We start from the raw sequence: 17,080 nt of genomic DNA, 5'->3' as shown, positions 1-17,080 counted from the left end.
ACATAATCAGACAATATCTCGGCTGATTATAGCGAGATATTGTCTGTTTAAAATTACTGACATTCAGTAAAAAAAATAATAAAGTTGTTTCTAAATTTTAAAAGTTTAAATAAGCTTTTAAGAGTAATTTAGATAAAAAAAGATATTTTATAAATTGAAAAGGAGGTTTTTATGCAAAATAAAAATTTTAGCGAAGTATCTTGGAAAACTATATTTGGAGTAGTAGCAGTTTGGTTTGGAGCTCACGTTGGTGGTGGATTCGCAACAGGAAATCAAACAAGAACATTTTTTGTTCAATATGGATTTACATCTATTTTCATGCCATTTTTAATAGTGGCTTTAATAGGATGGGTTTTTTATGAAGGACTTTTATTTGCGAAGAACACAAACTCATACAATTACCATAATTGGATAGCAAACCTATATGGTCCTTTGGGCGGTTTGGGAGGATATTTATTTGATATAGCATACTTACTTTTAACTATAGTTGCAGTAGGTGCATCAATAGCCGGCGGAGCATCACTTTTTGAAAACTTATTTGAACTAAAGTACATAATAGGAGTTCTTATAACTGGGGGAATATTTTTCATATTAACTATTTTTGGAGCAGACTTAGTTAGAAAATCTTCAGCAATAATAACAGTATTATTACTTGTATTTTTAACAATGATAACTTTTGTAGGAATTTCAAAGGGATCAAGTGATCTTTCAACAATAATTTCTACAAAACAAACAACAGCCCCAATGTCAACTATTTTATATAATTCATTAAAATATGCAGGGTTCCAATCTCTTGTAATAGCAATAATGCTTGGAGCAGGACAACCTTTATCTACAGATAAATCTGTAAAAAGATTTGCTGTACTTGGAATAATAATTAACGGTATAATGATAACTTTGTCTTGCTTAATGATGCTCGCTTGGCTTCCTTTAATAGATGGAGAAACTCTTCCAATTTTAACAATAATAAAAGAATTTGATTCTGAAATTTTGATTTGGATATATTCTATAACATTATTTTTAGCCTTTGTATCAACAGGAGTTGGATGTATTTTTGGAATAGTTGCAAGATATGAAAATTCTTTCCAAACATTCCATATTACAAAAAGAAGAATGTTAATTTCTTTACTTGGAATGATAGTTTCAATGCTTATTTCCCTATTAGGGCTTAATACCTTAGTTATTAAGGGTTATGGTTATTTAGGAGTTTTATCAATATTCTTCTTAATAATTCCAACAATTGTAATTGGAAGAATTAAAAATTCTAAATTTAAAAGAGGAATAAATAGCACTTCAGAAGTGGAAAAATAAAAGACACTAAATAAATACAAAGCGAAAATGCAAAAATATTTCATTTAATTTAAAAGTAATTAAAGAATAATCCTTAAAATTTTTATATACTAAAAAAATCCCTGGAAAATAAAATCCGGGGATTTTTAATTTATAAAATATTAAATTTTATTTAAGGGTAAGCTTATTTTAAATTTGCTTCCAATACTACTGTCAATAACTTTAATATCTCCTCCGTGAAGTTTTAAAGTTTCGTAAACAAGAGCAAGACCCAGGCCAGACCCTTTAATTTTGTCCTTGGACTTGTCTGCCCGGTAAAAAGGCTTAAAAATATTTTCTCTTTCTTGAAAATCTATGCCAATACCGCTGTCTTCAATAAAGATTTCAGCAAAATTATTGTTTTTTATGGAACTTATATTTATAAAACCATTTTCTTTATTATATTTTATGGCGTTTTCAATTAAATTGAAAAAGACCCTGTAAAGTAAAATATCACTGCCTAAAATATTTATCTCTTCACACTTATTTCTAATGCTTATATTTTTTTTATCTGCAAGGGAAGAAAGATCTTGAATAACTTCATCAATAAGGGGCAAAAGTTCAATTTTTTCATTTCTTGGAATTGAATTAAGCTCGCTCATATCAAGAAGACTTGTAAGAAGTTTTGAAAGCCTATCCGTTTCATTTTTAATTTTTAAAATAAGGTCTTCTCTTTCTGCATCAGTCATAGGAAGATCTTTATAAAGATCAAGTTGAGATGCAATTACAGCAAGAGGAGTCCTAAGTTCATGGGCAGCCCTTCCAGTAAGCTGCCTTTGATTTTCAAAAGAGTTTGAAAGTCTAAAAAGCATTTGGTTAAAAGATTTACTTAAAACTCTAAATTCTTTAGCAACATCTTCATTAACCCTGTACTCAGTAATGTTTTTCATTTGAATTTGCTCAATCTGTTCTGAAAAATCCTTAAGAGGTTTTAAAGATTGTCCACTAACAAAATAAGCAACAATACTACCTAAAGAAGTTACACTTAAAGTTATAATCCAAGCCCTCTTATTAAAATTTACCTTTGTATCTGTAACCTCATCGGAAAATTTATCTAAAAAATCATTCATCCTGTATTGAGGGATGTTAATATAAATTTCATTTCCATTTTCAAAATTATTGACATAACCACCTAAAGAATCAATATAAAAAGAAGCAGTCCTGTTCATTAAAAGATTCATGGTTATACAGGTTATGGCAATTAAAAGACCGGTCATCAAAGTTATTCTCAGTTGCAAAGATATTTTTTTCATTTTTCTGCACCTAACAAATAACCTATGCCTATTCTGTTTTCTATAGGATCATAACCCATTTGGCTTTTTAATTTTTTTCTTAAAGCCGAGATATGCACTCTTATGGAATTACTCATAAGGTCCACACTGGAATCCCAAACGTGTTCTATAAGCTCCTCTTGACTCACAGGACGGCCTAAATTCAACAAGAGATATTCCAGTATGCCTGTTTCTTTTCTTGTTAAATTTAAGGGATTTCCATCAACCTTGGCAATTCTCTTTTTAGTGTCAAAGGATATATTTTTAAAATTTAATTCCGTATTATTTTGAATAAAATTCCTTCTTGTTAAACTTCTTATTCTTGCCTTAAGTTCATCTAAATGGAAGGGCTTTTGCAAAAAATCATTGGCGCCAGCATCGAGACCTTCAACCTTATCTTGAATTTGGCTTCTGGCAGATAAAATTAAAACCTTGGTTTCTTTGTCAAAAGTTCTTAAATTTTTAAGAATTTCCATTCCGTCAATTTCAGGCAAATTTAAATCAAGGACTATAAGATCATAATTTTCAACTTCAACCATTTCCATGGCATCATTTCCCCTTGAACAAGTATCAACTTCATAACCTGAAGCCTTTAAACTTTTTTCAATTGTCTCTAAAAGTATTTTTTCATCTTCTACAATTAAAAGTCGCATATTACCTCCCTTTCTATGAATAATTATATCAAAAAAATATAAAGTTTATGTTAAGTTTTATTTCTTAACAATAATTTTATACAGGGGGGTGTATTATAGAAACATAAAATGTGAGAGGGTGGTAAAAATAAAATTTAAGAAAAATAAAATTTTACAAATATCTCTTCTTGTTCTTGCCCTCGTCTTTATAGGCTATGGGGCAAAAAGAGGAGAAATGGCAACAGTTCTTGCAAAAGCAATTAAACTTTGTCTGGAGTGTGTTGGAATTGGATAGGATAAATTCAAAAATTTTAGCAAAATTCCGCTACTTAATTCAAATATTTGCAAGCTTACTTACAAATATCCATTTGCCAAATTTTTTAAAAGGACAAATTTATAGGGGTGGAGGCAAAAATTTCTGCGTGCCCGGACTAAATTGTTATTCCTGTCCAGGAGCAGCGGGAGCTTGTCCCATAGGAGCATTTCAAGCTGTAGTAGGCTCATCAAAATTTAAATTCAGTTATTATATAAGCGGATTTATAATCCTTATGGGAGTTTTACTTGGAAGATTTATATGCGGATTTTTATGTCCCTTCGGATGGTTTCAAGAAATATTGCACAAAATACCCACAAAAAAATTCTCGACTAAAAAATTTAAAATTTTAACTTACTTAAAATATTTAATTTTATTAGTTACAGTTATGATACTTCCTGTGGTATTAACAAATAAATTAGGTATGGGTAATCCATATTTTTGTAAATATATTTGCCCAGCAGGAGTATTAGAAGGAGCAATTCCCTTATCTCTTGTAGATAAAAGTATAAGAAGTGCCTTGGGAAATTTATTCACTCTTAAATTTACAATTTTAATAATAACAATTGTATTGAGCATTATATTTTTCAGACCTTTTTGCAAATGGATCTGCCCCTTGGGAGCCTTTTATGCACTTTTTAATCACATATCTCTATTTAAAATAAATTTAGATCAAAATAAGTGTATAAGTTGTAACAGATGCGTAAAAGCTTGTAAGATGGATGTAAATGTAAGAAAAGACCAAAATCACAATGAGTGTATAAGGTGCGGAATGTGTATAAGTGCCTGTCCAACTAAAGCCTTAAAATATAATTATGGCTTTGATAAAGAAAGTGAAAATAAAAAAATATTGGAGGAAACAAAATGAAATTAAAAAAATTAGGAGTATTTGCCCTTGCGGCAACAATGGTATTTTCTTTGAGTGCTTGCTCAAAAAAAGAAGGAAATGCAAATCAAAAAGAAGGACAAAAAGTTGAACAAAATGAAGATATAGAAGGTAAACTTAATGAGCTTACAAAAAAAGAAAATGAAATCTTTGAAAAGCACAAAGGTCTATGGGAAAAAGCCTTTAGCAAGGCAGATAAAGCTGACGTAGAAGCAAGCAAGGAAATGGCTTATGAAGACTTTTTGGCATCTTTAGTAGAAAAAGTTAAAGGGGACTTAAAGGAAGAAGAAGTAAAAAGCCTTGAAGAAGATTTAGAAGCAATAAAAGCAATTGAAAAAGAAATGGCACCCTTAAAAGAAAAAATGGCAAAAAATGTCCAAGAAAAAACAAAAGAAAACATGGAAAATAAATTTCCTGAATTTAAAGCAAAAGACTTAGATGGAAATGAAGTAACAAGTGACACCTTTAAAGACCATGCAGTAACTTTAGTAAACTTTTGGTTTAACGGTTGTGCCCCTTGTGTAGGAGAACTTCCTGACCTTCAAAAATTAAATGATGCAATAAAAGAAAAGGGTGGACAAGTAATAGGAATAAACACTGAATGTATGGATAACAACGAAGGTTCAGTAAAAGAAGCAAAAAATATAGTGAAAGAACAAGGAGTAACTTATTCTAACCTTATTTTAGATTCACAAAGTCCAGCTGGAAAATTTGCCCTAAAAATTATGGCATTTCCAACTTCAATCTTAGTAGATAGAAATGGCAACATAGTAGGAGATCCTATAGTTGCAGGAGTTGACAGAAAAGATGTCTTAGAAGAAGTTCAAAAGAGAATAGACCAAATAATAGCTAATGACAAAAAATAAAATTAGATAATGTCTTCTTAAAATTAAATAAATAAAGAAAGCGGGCATTTTGCCCGTTTTTTTATTTTGTAAAATAAAAATCAAAAAAAATAAAAATTATCTTTAAAAAAGCAGTAGATTAGGTATACGCTAAAAAGCGAGAAAAAAATCTTATTTTATAAAAGATAAGACCAAGGAGGAAAAATGGAAAAAAACAAAAGGAAAGAAATGGAAGAAAAAAGGGAAAAAGGCAATTTAGGAAAACTATTTTTACTTATAGTAGCAATACTTTGGGGAAGCTCCCTTACCTTTGTAAAAGTTGCATCAGCAACCTTTAAGCCTAACATGATACTTGCCACAAGATTTACAATTTCAGTAATAATACTTGGGATTATCTTTTGGAAAAAAATAAAAAAAATGACAAAAGACGACCTTAAAAGCGGACTTATAATAGGAGTTTTTTTATTTTTAGCATACTCAGTTCAAACCGTAGGAGTTGGCTACACTGATCCTGGAAGAAGTGCATTTTTATCAGCATCTTATTGTGTAATAGTTCCATTTATTTCCTGGTTTGCCATAAAAAAAAGACCGGATAAATTTAATTTAATAGCAGCAGTTTTTTGTATAATAGGAATATATTTCGTATCCATGACGGGAGGAAATGGAGGATCAGTTTTAGAAAGAGGAAAAGAAGCAATCTTAGGCGATGCATTTGCTATTTTAAGTGGATTTTTATTTGCCTCCCATATAGTTGCAGTTGCAAAATTTTCAAAGGGAAAAGACCCGATTTTAATGACAATTTTACAATTTTTTATGGCAGCAGTTTTATCTTGCCTTGCAACCTTAATCTTTGAAGACAACTCAGGTCTAGTCATAACAAAAGAAGCCATATTGGAAGTTTCCTACTTGGCAGTAATGTGTACAACAGTCGCTCTTTTACTTCAAAACATAGGTCAAAAATATGCAAGTGCATCTTCTTCAGCTATAATACTTGCTCTGGAATCAGTGTTTGGAATATTAATTCCTGTACTTATTGGAATAGAAGCCTTAACAAAACATACAATAATAGGCTTTGTAATGATATTTCTTGCAATAATAATCTCAGAAACAAAATTAAGTTTTTTAGGTCTTGGACAAAAAAATAAAAAATTTATATAAAAAACCGATAGGAAAATTGTATTTTTAAATTTCAATTTCCATCGGTTTTTTTAAATGTAAATTTTATTTTGTGAAAATTTCAATTATTTTTGAAACTCTTATAGGACTTGTAAAGACAAAATCTCCTTCTTTAAATTTATCCAAGACTCCCATTTTTTCACATTCATTTAAAAAAGCATTTTTATCTTTAATAACTCCAGATTTTAAAAGTTCTTCCGCAACATCTGCAGCCCCCATGGCTTGGGTAACTTTTATTTCATATTTTTTAGAAGTGGAGTTTGATAAAAGAACTAAAATATCTCTGACTTTTAAATCTTTTTTCATCTTATAGGCGCCTGGTTGAAACTTATTTTCTATTGCCATGTCATAGCACATTTTCTTAAAAGTAGGTATATCTTTTATAAGTCCCATATCCTTTAATATCTTTCCCAAGGTATCAAGATCGCAGGCTTCAGGAATATTTACAGTTACATAATTTAATTCATCCTCATTTTCTATAAAGGGAATTTCTTTAGGTTCTTCCTCCTTATTTGTAAGGGAGTGAAATTTTTCTTTTAAAATTTTTGCTTCTTCCCTTAGAGTTAGTTCTACATTGCTGTTAACAAGGGCAACACGATTCATGTGGTCGTTTCTCCACTTTGCAATAAAAAGAAGAAATAAAATTACAAGAGCTACCAGTAAAAAACCCAGTAATTTAAAAAACAATTCTTTTAATTTTATAAAAAAATCCAATTTATCACCTCAATTATTCTTTAAGTATAACAGAAAATGGGTATTAATTAAACTGATGAAAGAAATTATTATTTACAAAAACGATTCAAACCAGCGAATTGACAGGTTCTTAAATAAATTTATGCCGGAAGCTTCTAAAACTTTAATCTATAAATCTTTGAGAAAGAAAAATATTACCTTAAACGGCAAAAAAGTAAGTCCGGAAGTTTTTCTTGAGGAAGGAGATAAAATTCAAATTTATTTTTCAGATCAAACTATAGAAAAGTTTAGAAGAGAAGAAAAAAGGACTTTTTCTTCCAAGCCTAAAATTATTTATGAAGATGAAAATATTGCTCTTATTAATAAAAATAAGGGCCTTTTAAGTCATAATGACCAAAAGGTCTTTCAAAAAAATGCTCTTGATATGTTTGTGGATTACTTAATTTTTAAGGAAGAATATAATCCTCGTCTGGAAAAATCTTTCAGACCTGCAATTTGCAACAGACTTGACAGAAACACATCGGGCATTTTAATCGGAGCTAAAAATGCTGAGGCTTTAAGGGAAATAAATTTTGCCATAAAAAATAGACATGTGGACAAATTTTATTTAACCCTTGTCAAGGGCAAAACTCCAGACTTTTTTGAGGATAGGTCCTACATGGTAAAGGATGAGAAAAAAAATTTAGTTTCAATTTTTGATAAGGAAAAGGAAAATGGAAAATTAATTGAAACTCATTTTAAGACTCTTTCTTATGCCAATGGATATAGTCTTTTGGAAGTTAAACTAATTACAGGAAGGACTCATCAAATTCGAGCAAGTTTAAATCATCTTGGCTATAAAATAGTGGGAGATCCAAAATATGGATTTGCAGATTTAAATTTAAGAAGCCAATTTTTACACAACTATAAGTTAGTTTTTCACAACTTAAAAGCCCTTGATTATTTAAACGAAAGAGAATTTATTTGTCCTCTTGAAGACACATATGAAAAAGTTTTACAGAAAGTTGGTGTTAACTATTAAAGAAAAATTTAATGTAAGTGGAATGACCTGTTCCGCTTGTCAACAAAGCGTTGAAAAGGCAGTTAAAAATTTAAAAGGCGTTAATGAGGTTTCAGTAAATCTTTTAAATAACTCTATGCTTGTGGATAGGGATGACTCTATAAGTTATAAGGAAATAGAAGAAGCTGTAAAAAATGCAGGTTATGAAGCAAGTTTAAAGGATGAAAAAAAAGAGGGAGAAATTACAAAAGAAGATCCCTTTGAAGAAGATTATAAAAATATGAAAAAAAGACTTTTTTGGTCTTTTTTATTTATGATTCCTCTTTTTTATATTGCCATGGGATCAATGATGGGTTTTCCTCAACCGAAATTTTTTGTGGGAAGAGAGGGCCTTTTAAATCTTGTCCTTACTCAGTTAATCTTAACAAGCCCAATTCTAATTATAAATAAAAAATATTTTACAGGCGGTTTTAAAGCTTTATTTAAGGGTCATCCAAACATGGATTCCCTTGTAGCCATAGGTTCTTTTTCAGCCTTTATATATGGAATTTTTGCCATTTACAGATTGTCAAATGGATTTGTTATGGGAAATGAAGAACTAATTAAAAGATATTCTCATGAATTTTATTTTGAATCAGCAGGTATGATTTTAACCCTAATAACTCTTGGAAAATCCCTTGAAGCAAGGGCAAAGAGAAAAACTACAAGTGCAATTAATTCTCTTATGAATTTAGCTCCTGAAAAAGCTATTGTAGAAAGAGAGGGAAAAGAAGTTGAAATTGATGCAAAAGACCTTGTTAAGGGAGATTTAGTAATAATTAAACCGGGAGCAAATATTCCAGTAGACGGTAAAATTATTTATGGAAATACAGATATTGACGAATCTGCCCTTACGGGAGAATCCATTCCAGCAAGTAAGGGTCCTGGAGATAAAGTTTATGCAGGAACTACAAACAAAACAGGTTTTATAAAATTTGAAGCAACTGAAGTCGGAGAAGATACAAGCCTTGCAAAAATTATTGAACTTGTTGAAGATGCAAATGCAACTAAAGCACCCATAGCAAAACTTGCAGATAAAATTTCTGGAATTTTCGTTCCCTGTGTAATTTTAATTGCAATAACTTCAGCAATGTATTGGTATTTAAAGGGAGGGGATTTTGAATTTTCTCTTTCTATTTTAATAAGCGTCTTGGTAATTTCTTGCCCCTGTGCCTTGGGTCTTGCAACACCAGTTGCCATTATGGTGGGGACAGGTAAGGGAGCAAAACTTGGAATACTTTTTAAATCTGCTGAAGCTCTTGAAAATTTACACAAGGTAAATACTATTTTAATGGATAAGACAGGAACTATAACCTTGGGAAAACCTCAAGTCAGTCAAATAATTTTAAAGGGCATAAGCCATGATGAGGCGATTAAAATTTTATCGGGACTTGAAAAACATTCTGAGCATCCCTTGGGACAGGCTATAATTAAATATGGAGAAGAAAAAAATTTAGAACCCTATGAATTTAATGAATTCTATTCTTTAACAGGCATGGGAGTTTCCGGAGTTTATAAAGATAAAGCCTATCTTGCAGGAAATTTAAAACTTGTGGAAGAAGAAGAAATAGAAAATGAAGATTTTAAAGAAGAATTAAAAAATCTTTCTCAAAAGGGAATGACTCCAGTTTTTCTAACAGATCAAGAAAAAGTTTTGGCTCTTTTGGGGCTTAGAGATAATGTAAAAGAAGATTCAAAACTTGCCATAAAAATGATGAATGACTTAGGTTTTAAAACCATAATGGTAACAGGAGATAATAAAATAACAGCAAATGCCATTGGAAAAGATTTAAATTTAAGTGAGATTTATGGAGAAATTTTACCTCAAGATAAGGAAAAAATTGTAAGAGATCACCAAAAAAATGGAGATTTTGTCGCCATGGTAGGAGATGGAATAAACGACTCGCCAGCCCTTGCAAGAAGTGATGTGGGAATAGCCATAGGGGCAGGAACCGATATAGCAATTGAATCGGCAGATGTAATCTTAATAAAAAACAGCCTTATGGATATTGTAAATGCCTATAAGTTGTCAAAAGCAACTATAAAAAATATAAAAGAAAATTTATTTTGGGCATTTTTTTACAATACCATAGGAATTCCCATAGCGGCAGGACTTTTTTACACCTCCTTTGGTCTTAAATTAAATCCTATGATAGGAGCCTTGGCAATGAGTTTTTCATCAGTATTTGTAGTAACAAACGCCTTAAGGCTTAACACTTTTAAGATTCATGAAAATAAATTTGAAAAAGACTCCTTTGAAGAAAATAAAATAATTATAAAAAACTTATAAAATAAAAAACCTTGGATTTAAAAATCTGAGGTTTTTTTAAATTTTACAATAACTAAAAATTAACATAACATTTAGGCCTTATAATTAAGAAAAATCAAATGGGGGAAATAAAAGTGAAGAAATTTAAAAAATTCATATCCTTAAGCTTAGCGGGATTGATGTTAATTCCGAGTATTGCTTTTGCAAAAGAAAAAGATTATGGCAGTGCAAAAAATATTATTATGATGATACCAGACGGAACAAGTGTTGAAACTGTAACTGCCGCAAGGTGGATAGATGAAGACAATCATCTTACAATGGACGAAATGTTAACAGGACTTGTAAAAATTCATAATTCAAACACACCAATTGCAGACTCCGCACCAGCAGGAACAGCAATGTCCACAGGAATAAAAACTGAAACTCCATACATTGCAAGTTATCCTTCAAAATCAGGTCTACCTAATTCAGTAGAACTTGATAAAGAAAAAATAAATATGCCTATTGCAACAATTCTTGAAGGAGCAAAAAATATAGGAAAAGCAACAGGAATCGTTTCAACATCAAATATTCAACACGCAACACCAGCAGACTTTTCAAGCCATTATCCAAACAGAAATAAATATGAAATTTTAGGAGAACAACAAGTTTATCAAAAAATGGACTTAGTTTTAGGAGCTGGAAGCAAATATCTTTCAAAAGAAGAAAGAGCTGACAAAGAAGATTTAATTTCAGAAATTAAAAACTTAGGCTATGAATATGTAACAGATACGAAAGGCTTAAAAAATGCAAAAACAAATAAAGTTTGGGGCATGTTTGATCCATCAGCAATGAGTTATGACGTTGACAGAGATCCTGAAAAAGAACCGGCACTTTGCGAAATGACTGAAAAAGCATTACAAGTTCTTTCAAAAAATGACAAGGGCTTTTTCTTAATGGTTGAAGGTTCAGAAGTCGATTGGGGAAACCACGCAAATGATCCAGTAGGAGCCTTAAAAGACTTGTTAGCTTTTGATAAAGCTGTAAAAGTTGCAAAAGACTTTGCAGATAAAAATAAAGACACTGTAATTATTATTGCAGCTGACCACGGAACAGGCGGATTTACCTTTGGAAATAAAAAAATATCAAAAGGATATGACAAAGCACCTTTAAAAGATTTTGTAGATGTAATAAGATTTTCAAAAGCATCAGCAGGAAAAACTGCAGAGATGATTAAAGCCGACAGAAATAAAGCTCAAGAAATAATGAAAAACATTTATAACCTAGATTTAAGCACTGAAGAATTCAATCTATTAAAAACAGTAGATGAGAAAAAACTTGATGGCGAAATTGCAAACATTGTAAGTTTAAATTCAAATGTAGGCTGGACAACTGGCGGACACACAGCAGGAGATGTAGGACTATATTGTTATTCAACAAGCGAAAATGCCAAGGTTTTAAAAGGGCTTATAAACAACTGCGACATAGGAAATTATATGGCTGATTTATTTAATATAGATCTTCAAGAAATGACAGATAAATTTTTCCTTGAAGCAAGAAAAGAATTTGAAAAAATCGGAGCAGAAATAGAATTTAAAAATCAAGATAACAATCCTGTTTTAACTGCCAAAAAAGGCGATAAAGTTTTAGTAATTCCAATGTATAAAAATTATGGAATTATAGGCGGAGAAAAAATTGATTTGGGATCCGTTTCAGTATTTAACGGAAGCAAAGTATATGTTTCACAAAAAGCAATAGATCTTCTTAAATAAACCTTGAAAAAATAGGCACTCTCCTAGAGTGCTTATTTTTTTGTAAAATTTTCAGTATAAAGATCATTTTTTCTTATGGTATAATAAGTGAATAAAAGATCATTTTTTCTTATGGTATAATAAGTGAATAAAAGATCATTTATATTTATCAATTTCATTTTTTAAAACTTATCTTACAAAGGCAGAAGCTGTAAGCTTTTTAAACAGAATGTTTAACAGAGTTGCAGATGCGATTGCCATTGAAGGTTTTGAAAATTCTTTAAATTATTTTAATGATTTAAAGAAAACTGATTGGTTCTACTATGAAATTGTAGAAGCTTCAAATAGTCATGAGCTTATTAGAAGAGATAAGAGTGATAAATATAACAGAACTTATGAAGCTTGGACAAAGGTTTTTGATATAAAAAATAAATAAAAATTTATGAAAGCGGCTTATTATTAATAGGCCGTTTTGTATTTAATAATAATTTTATGAAATGAATATTAAATTAAAACATGATATAATATTTTTAAAAGAAATGTTTTCACATAACAAATAGGAGGCGTTTATGGATTATAAAAAAGAGTATGCAGATAAATTAATCAGCGCAGACAAGGCAGCAAGTCTTGTAAAAAGTGGAGATTATATTGATTTTGCTTGGTGTGTAAATACACCTGTTGCAGTTGATAAGGCTCTTGCAAAAAGAGCTAAGGAATTAAAAGATGTAAAAGTTCGTGGTGGAGTTTTACTTTGGGAACCTGAAATTTTTAAGGCCGATCCCAATGGAGATGCTTTTATTTGGCTTTCTTGGCATTCAGGTGGTGCTGACAGAAAAAGAATAAATGCAGGAGATGGAGGATTTTATATTCCTCTTAGATATTCAGAACTTCCAAAATATTATAGAGAAAATTGTGAAGTTGATGTTGCCTATATTACTACAACTTCTATGGACGAACATGGCTATTTTAACTTTGGACTTTCAGCGTCTCATTTAATGGCTGTTATTGAAAAGGCTAAGGTTGTTGTTGTTGAAGTTAATAAAAAAATGGCAAGGGGACTCCCTGGTTTTGAAGCAGATGTTCATATAAGTAATGTTGATTATATTGTTGAAGGGGATAATCCTGATCTTGGACAACTTCCAAAGGGTTCTTTCGGACCTGTTGATGAAAAAGTTGCAGAGCTTATTGTAGAAGAAATTCCGAATGGCGCTTGTTTACAACTTGGTATTGGCGGAATGCCCAACGCAGTAGGTTCATTAATTGCCAAATCGGATCTTAAGGACCTGGGAGTTCATACTGAAATGTATGTTGACGGTTTTGTTGATATGTATAAAAACGGAAAGATAACTGGAGCTAAAAAAACTATAGACAGATTTAGACAAGTTTATGGTTTTGCAGCAGGTTCACAAGAAATGTACGATTTTATAAACAACAATCCTCAATGTATGGCTGCACCTACAAGTTATACAAATGATGCAAGAGTTATTTCTCAAATAGATAATTTTATTTCCATTAACAATGCCGTAAATATAGATTTGTTCGGACAAGTTTCGTCTGAATCCAGTGGCTTAAAACATATTTCAGGTGCTGGCGGACAACTTGACTTTGTTCTTGGGGCATATTTATCAAAGGGCGGAAAATCTTTTATTTGCCTTTCTTCAAAGTTTATGAATAAAAAAGCAGGACAAGAAGAATCAAGAATTGTTTCAACTCTAGCTCCAGGATCTGCTATTACGGCAGCAAGACCTAATACTCACTGGGTTGTTACTGAATATGGAAAGGTAAATTTAAAGGGCATGTCCACATGGCAAAGGGCTGAGGCTTTAATTTCCATATCAGCTCCAGAATTTAGAGACCAATTAATAAAAGAAGCTGAAAAAATGAATATTTGGAGAAGATCCAACAGATAAGATTAAAAAAAGTGCAGAAATGCACTTTTTTTAATTTCAGTGTAAAAATTTTCATTAGAAACTTTAAAAAGAAACTTATTAAGATGGAAAATTTATATGATATATAATAAAATTAACTTATCAAATATAAGGAGGAATTATTTTGAAAAAGACACTTTCAATTGTGCTTTCATTTGTAATGTTGTTTACACTTGTTTTTTCTTTTCCTTTTGCAGAAGAAAATAAAGATGTAAAAGAAATAGTAATACTTCATACAAATGATACACACTCAAGAGCACAAGAAGACGAAAAAGGTAAAGCAATAGGTTTTGCAAAACTTAAAACTTATCTTGAATCAATTAATGATAAGAAAAACACTATTGTTTTAGATGCAGGGGACACTCTTCATGGAAAGACATTTGCAACTCTTTCAAGAGGCGAATCTATAGTTAAACTTATGAATGAAGTTGGCTATAGTGCTATGGCTCCTGGAAATCACGATTATAACTACGGATACGACAGACTTGTAGAACTTTCTAAAAAAGCAAACTTTCCATTCTTGGCTGCAAACGTTGTAAGAGATAATGGAAAAAGAGACTTTAAAGACAATACAATAATAGAAGTAAACGGAGTAAAGATAGGTCTTTTCGGACTTTGCACTCCTGAAACTCTTTTTAAATCAGCACCGGCAAACACAAAGGGAATTAAATTTATAAATCCTATAGACTGTGCTAAAGAAGAAGTAAAAGCTTTAAAGAGACAAGGGGCTCAAGTAATAATAGGAATAGGTCACTTGGGACTTGATAATTCTACAAAGGAAGAATATCGCTCAGAAGGACTTGTAAAAGCAGTTGATGGAATAGACATATTTATTGACGGTCATTCACACACAGCTCTACAAGATGGAAAGAGAGTAAATGATACTTTAATTGCACAAACAGGGGAATATTTTCACAACATAGGTAAAGTTGTAATAAAAGTACAAGACGGAAAAGTAATAGACAAAAGTGCAAGCTTAGTTGATTTTCAATCATTAAAAGATCAAAAGGGTGATCTTAAAGTTTTAGGCATGATAGAACAAGTTGAAAAAGACAACAAACCTTTCCTTGAAAAAATAGTAGGAAAGACAAAAGTTGAACTTGATGGAAAAAGAGAACACAATCGTGCTATGGAAACAAACTTAGGAAACTTAATAACAGATGCAATGAGACAAGTTGCAAAAGCTGACGTTGCTATAACAAACGGTGGTGGAATAAGAGAAACAATAAAGATGGGCGATGTTACAATGGGTGACGTTTTAACAACATTCCCATTTACAAACTACACTGTAAGCGTAAAAGTTACAGGAGAAGATATTGTAAAGGCTCTTGAAAACGGAGTATCAAAAGCACCTGCTCTTGACGGAAGATTTCCACAAGTAAGCGGATTAACTTTTAAATTCGATCCTTCAAAAGAACCAGGATCAAGAGTATTTGATGTAATGGTAGGAAAAAATCCTATAGATCTTAAAAAAGAATATACTCTTGCAACAAACGACTTTATGGCAACAGGCGGAGACGGATATGAAATGTTTAAGGGCAAAGTTCAAATAGGTCAATTTGAACTTCTAAGCGAAACATTAGCAAAATATTTTGCAGCAAATGGAGAAATAGAACCTAAAGTTGAAGGCAGAATAATAAGCGCAAGTAAAGATAATAAAGCTGAAGAAAAAGGCTTTATGGACATAAATAATCACTGGGCAAAAGACTATATAAATTATGTAACTGAAAAGGGATATTTTGCAGGACTTACAAAAGAAAAATTCGGACCTGAAGAAAATGTTACAAGAGCAATGCTTGTTACAGTAATAGGAAGATACGAAAAAGTTGATCCAGCAAAATATACACAAACAAAATTTTCAGACGTTAAAGGAAACGAATATTACGGACCATATGTAGCTTGGGCAGCAGAAAATAAAATAGTTGCAGGATATGAAGACGGAAGTTTCAAACCAAATAAAGAAATTTCAAGAGCTGAAATGGCAGCAATATTTGCAAGATATCAAAAAGATTTCAAAAAAGTTGAAATAAAAGAAGATAAAAAAGCAGAATTTAACGACATGGAAAAATTCCCAGCATGGGCAAAAGAAGATATTCTAAACTGTGCAAAACTTGGAATAATAACAGGATTTAAAGATAACAGTAAAAAAGACGGAACTTATTTCTTTGATCCTACAGGATCATCAACAAGAGCACAACTTTCATCAATAATGTACCACTTGGACAACAAATAAAAATTAATAAAAAGATAGAAACCTCGAAATTTTTCGGGGTTTTTATTTTTTTAAAAATTTAAGTTATAATGAAAATATTATAAAAAGAGTGGTGAACATGAGACTTAGAAAAAAACATTTTGCAATACCGGAGATGAAAGAAAACCCCTATGTTTATTTTGAAACTCAAGGCTTAAAAGATTTATGGCAAGAGATTTTTGGCAACAATAATCCCATAAGAATAGAACTTGGAGGGGGAAAGGGTCAATTTATTTCCATACTTTCTCAAAAAAATCCCAACTATAATTATGTAACTTTTGATAGAGAAACCAATGCCTTTATCTATGCCGGAAGAAAAATAGAAGCCTTAGAAAATAAAAATGTAAGAGCTGTTGCCATAGATATAGAACAAGTAGGGGAGTGTTTTAAGGAAAATACAATTGATAAAATTTATATAAATTTTTGCAATCCATGGCCCAAAGAAAGACACAAAAAAAGAAGGCTGACCCATCCGAGATTTTTAAAAGAATATAAAAAATTCTTAAAAATTGGCGGTACTATAGAATTAAAAGTAGACGACAGAGATTTATTTTTAGAATCTATAAAATACTTTGAAGAAAACGGCTTTGAACCAGTGGAAAAAACCTTAGACATGAAAATGGAAGACTATCCGGACAACATAGTGACAGAATATGAGAGCAAATGGAGAAAAATGAACAAGCCCATTTGTTTTGGAATCTTCAAAAGAATAAAATAA

The 17,080-nt window shown here is 31.0% G+C and carries 15 protein-coding genes; 12 read left to right on the top strand and 3 right to left on the bottom strand.

Translation table 11 applies throughout. The annotated features are described in order from the left end of the window. Positions 1-171 precede the first annotated feature (171 nt). The gene (locus tag HMPREF1253_RS06580) at positions 172-1,311 is read left to right on the top strand and encodes a transporter, SSS domain protein (RefSeq protein ID WP_023055942.1); all 1,140 of its coding nucleotides are present in this window, start codon (positions 172-174) and stop codon (positions 1,309-1,311) included. Positions 1,312-1,451: 140 nt separating this feature from the next. Here the strand turns inward: HMPREF1253_RS06580 and HMPREF1253_RS06575 are convergent, their stop codons facing one another. Both HMPREF1253_RS06575 and HMPREF1253_RS06570 read right to left on the bottom strand, forming a co-directional pair. Beyond that, positions 1,452-2,582, bottom strand: a complete 1,131-nt coding sequence (locus HMPREF1253_RS06575) for a cell wall metabolism sensor histidine kinase WalK (protein WP_023055960.1) — start codon at positions 2,580-2,582, stop codon at positions 1,452-1,454. Beyond that, entirely contained in the window at positions 2,579-3,253 is a 675-nt protein-coding gene (locus HMPREF1253_RS06570) for a response regulator transcription factor (RefSeq protein WP_023055943.1), read from the bottom strand. Before HMPREF1253_RS06570 ends, HMPREF1253_RS06575 begins: the two co-directional genes overlap by 4 nt. Before the next feature lie 157 nt (positions 3,254-3,410). Between HMPREF1253_RS06570 and HMPREF1253_RS10505 the strand changes: the two genes are divergently transcribed. The 4 genes from HMPREF1253_RS10505 (at position 3,411) to HMPREF1253_RS06555 (ending at position 6,434) form a co-directional block, all read left to right on the top strand. Next, a complete protein-coding gene (locus tag HMPREF1253_RS10505) occupies positions 3,411-3,527 on the top strand; it encodes a CD1871A family CXXC motif-containing protein (protein WP_369758376.1) in 117 nt (38 codons plus the stop codon). Beyond that, positions 3,514-4,413 carry a 4Fe-4S binding protein gene (locus tag HMPREF1253_RS06565; RefSeq protein ID WP_052648947.1) on the top strand — a complete coding sequence of 300 codons (900 nt, stop codon included), beginning with the start codon at positions 3,514-3,516 and terminating at the stop codon, positions 4,411-4,413. The genes HMPREF1253_RS10505 and HMPREF1253_RS06565 overlap by 14 nt, the downstream gene beginning before the upstream one ends. Next, positions 4,410-5,297: a TlpA disulfide reductase family protein gene (locus tag HMPREF1253_RS06560; protein ID WP_023055902.1), complete on the top strand. Its 888-nt coding sequence runs from the start codon at positions 4,410-4,412 to the stop codon at positions 5,295-5,297. Before HMPREF1253_RS06565 ends, HMPREF1253_RS06560 begins: the two co-directional genes overlap by 4 nt. A 183-nt stretch (positions 5,298-5,480) precedes the next feature. Next, the gene (locus tag HMPREF1253_RS06555; RefSeq protein ID WP_023055986.1) at positions 5,481-6,434 is read left to right on the top strand and encodes a DMT family transporter; all 954 of its coding nucleotides are present in this window, start codon (positions 5,481-5,483) and stop codon (positions 6,432-6,434) included. A gap of 63 nt (positions 6,435-6,497) precedes the next feature. Here the strand turns inward: HMPREF1253_RS06555 and HMPREF1253_RS06550 are convergent, their stop codons facing one another. Next, positions 6,498-7,166, bottom strand: a complete 669-nt coding sequence (locus tag HMPREF1253_RS06550; protein ID WP_023055978.1) for a hypothetical protein — start codon at positions 7,164-7,166, stop codon at positions 6,498-6,500. A gap of 55 nt (positions 7,167-7,221) precedes the next feature. Here HMPREF1253_RS06550 and HMPREF1253_RS06545 point away from each other — a divergent pair, with 55 nt between their 5' ends. The 7 genes from HMPREF1253_RS06545 (at position 7,222) to trmB (ending at position 17,080) form a co-directional block, all read left to right on the top strand. Next, entirely contained in the window at positions 7,222-8,166 is a 945-nt protein-coding gene (locus HMPREF1253_RS06545) for an RluA family pseudouridine synthase (RefSeq protein WP_036739686.1), read from the top strand. Beyond that, positions 8,129-10,474: a cation-translocating P-type ATPase gene (locus HMPREF1253_RS06540; protein ID WP_023055922.1), complete on the top strand. Its 2,346-nt coding sequence runs from the start codon at positions 8,129-8,131 to the stop codon at positions 10,472-10,474. Before HMPREF1253_RS06545 ends, HMPREF1253_RS06540 begins: the two co-directional genes overlap by 38 nt. Before the next feature lie 113 nt (positions 10,475-10,587). Further along, positions 10,588-12,204 (top strand): alkaline phosphatase, encoded by a 1,617-nt coding sequence (locus HMPREF1253_RS06535; RefSeq protein ID WP_036739707.1) that lies wholly within the window; start codon positions 10,588-10,590, stop codon positions 12,202-12,204. Positions 12,205-12,412: 208 nt separating this feature from the next. Then, positions 12,413-12,619, top strand: coding sequence for a hypothetical protein (locus tag HMPREF1253_RS06530; RefSeq protein ID WP_023055910.1), 207 nt, complete (start codon positions 12,413-12,415; stop codon positions 12,617-12,619). Positions 12,620-12,752: 133 nt separating this feature from the next. Beyond that, positions 12,753-14,093, top strand: a complete 1,341-nt coding sequence (locus HMPREF1253_RS06525) for a butyryl-CoA:acetate CoA-transferase (RefSeq protein ID WP_023055900.1) — start codon at positions 12,753-12,755, stop codon at positions 14,091-14,093. Between the two features lie 142 nt (positions 14,094-14,235). Then, complete coding sequence (locus tag HMPREF1253_RS06520; protein WP_023055961.1) at positions 14,236-16,344, top strand: 5'-nucleotidase C-terminal domain-containing protein; 2,109 nt, start codon at positions 14,236-14,238, stop codon at positions 16,342-16,344. A 97-nt stretch (positions 16,345-16,441) separates the two neighbouring features. Then, positions 16,442-17,080, top strand: a complete 639-nt coding sequence (trmB, locus tag HMPREF1253_RS06515) for a tRNA (guanosine(46)-N7)-methyltransferase TrmB (RefSeq protein ID WP_023055913.1) — start codon at positions 16,442-16,444, stop codon at positions 17,078-17,080.

Origin of the sequence: Peptoniphilus sp. BV3C26 (genome assembly GCF_000478985.1) — a bacterium.
Classification (GTDB): Bacteria; Bacillota; Clostridia; order Tissierellales; family Peptoniphilaceae; genus Peptoniphilus_B; species Peptoniphilus_B koenoeneniae.
This window is presented reverse-complemented; position numbering and strand designations above follow the sequence as displayed.

Coding starts and splice junctions, on each gene's coding strand:
- HMPREF1253_RS06580 (WP_023055942.1), top strand. CDS start 172: ATGCAAAATAAAAATTTTAGCGAAGTATCTTGGAAAACTATATTTGGA.
- HMPREF1253_RS06575 (WP_023055960.1), bottom strand. CDS start 2,582: ATGAAAAAAATATCTTTGCAACTGAGAATAACTTTGATGACCGGTCTT.
- HMPREF1253_RS06570 (WP_023055943.1), bottom strand. CDS start 3,253: ATGCGACTTTTAATTGTAGAAGATGAAAAAATACTTTTAGAGACAATT.
- HMPREF1253_RS06560 (WP_023055902.1), top strand. CDS start 4,410: ATGAAATTAAAAAAATTAGGAGTATTTGCCCTTGCGGCAACAATGGTA.
- HMPREF1253_RS06555 (WP_023055986.1), top strand. CDS start 5,481: ATGGAAAAAAACAAAAGGAAAGAAATGGAAGAAAAAAGGGAAAAAGGC.
- HMPREF1253_RS06545 (WP_036739686.1), top strand. CDS start 7,222: ATGAAAGAAATTATTATTTACAAAAACGATTCAAACCAGCGAATTGAC.
- HMPREF1253_RS06540 (WP_023055922.1), top strand. CDS start 8,129: ATGAAAAAGTTTTACAGAAAGTTGGTGTTAACTATTAAAGAAAAATTT.
- HMPREF1253_RS06530 (WP_023055910.1), top strand. CDS start 12,413: ATGTTTAACAGAGTTGCAGATGCGATTGCCATTGAAGGTTTTGAAAAT.
- HMPREF1253_RS06525 (WP_023055900.1), top strand. CDS start 12,753: ATGGATTATAAAAAAGAGTATGCAGATAAATTAATCAGCGCAGACAAG.
- trmB (WP_023055913.1), top strand. CDS start 16,442: ATGAGACTTAGAAAAAAACATTTTGCAATACCGGAGATGAAAGAAAAC.